This is a genomic window from Mesorhizobium sp. M7A.F.Ca.CA.004.04.2.1 (assembly GCF_004022825.1).
In the GTDB taxonomy this organism is placed as follows: Bacteria; Pseudomonadota; Alphaproteobacteria; order Rhizobiales; family Rhizobiaceae; genus Mesorhizobium.
Genome location: NZ_RZPH01001413.1, coordinates 1 through 1,127 on the forward strand (window position 1 = coordinate 1; position 1,127 = coordinate 1,127).

General features: G+C 63.0%; 1 protein-coding gene and 1 pseudogene. Both read left to right on the forward strand.

The window, feature by feature from the left end; all coding sequences use genetic code 11:
- Positions 1-112 precede the first annotated feature (112 nt).
- Positions 113-907: a molybdate ABC transporter substrate-binding protein gene (gene modA / locus EN893_RS35000; protein ID WP_127270933.1), complete on the forward strand. Its 795-nt coding sequence runs from the start codon at positions 113-115 to the stop codon at positions 905-907.
- A 15-nt stretch (positions 908-922) separates the two neighbouring features.
- Positions 923-1,127: pseudogene (locus EN893_RS35005) on the forward strand (molybdate ABC transporter permease subunit); the annotation flags it as partial.

Below are 1,127 nucleotides of genomic sequence, written 5' to 3' on the forward strand. Positions count from 1 at the left end.
GTGTCGTACAGGCGCTTTCATGGGGCGCCGGGCCTTCCCTTGTTATATTCATACGGATATATCGGTTAGCGGGCTTCGAGCCGGCCGGATTTCAAACCAGGGAGAGTCTTCCATGACGCGCATAGGTTTTGCATCGAGGGCGATCACCATTGGGGGTTTTGCGGCGATGTTGATGGCGGCGGTGCCGGCAGCACATGCGGAAGACAAGGTGGTGGTGTTTGCCGCGGCCAGCCTCAAGGATGCGCTCGACGCCGTGAACAAGGCCTGCGAGGCCGATGTCGGCGAGGCGGCGACCGTCTCCTATGCCGCGAGCTCGGCGCTGGCCAAGCAGATCGAGGGCGGGGCGCCTGCCGACGTCTTCATCTCGGCCGACCTCGACTGGATGAAATATCTCTCCGACAAGAAGCTGACCAAGCCGGACACCGAAGTGAAGCTGCTCGGCAATCAGATCGTGCTGGTGGCGCCGAAGGACTCGGCGGTCGACACCAGGATCGAGAAGGGCTTCGACCTCGCCAAGCTGATCGGCGACGGCAAGCTCGCCATGGGCGATTTCAAGGCGGTGCCGGCCGGCAAATACGGCAAGGCCGCACTTGAATCGCTCGGCGTCTGGTCCTCGGTCGAGGGCAAGGTGGCGCAGGCCGAAAACGTGCGCGCGGCGCTGAAGCTGGTTTCGACGGGCGAAGCCGCCCTTGGCATTGTCTATGCCACCGACGCGCATGCCGAAAAGGGCGTCAAGGTGGTCGGCACCTTCCCGGAGGATTCGCATCCGCCGATCATCTATCCGGTTGCCCAGACCGCCGATTCGAAGGACAAGGATACGCGGGCTTTCCTGAAATGCCTGCAGTCGGCCAAGGCGGCCGCGCTGTTCAAGGATCAGGGATTTACCGTGCTCGCGCCGAGCAACTGAGTTCCAAGGGGCACAATGAACTGGCTGCTGGACCTCACTCCCGACGAATGGAATGCGGTCCGGCTGTCCATCAAGGTGGCAATGGTGGCGATGCTTGCCAGCCTGCCGCCGGGCATCTTGATCGCGCTGCTGCTTGCCCGGGGACAATTCTGGGGCAAGACCGTTCTCAACGGGCTGGTGCATCTCCCGCTGATCCTGCCGCCCGTGGTGACCGGCTACC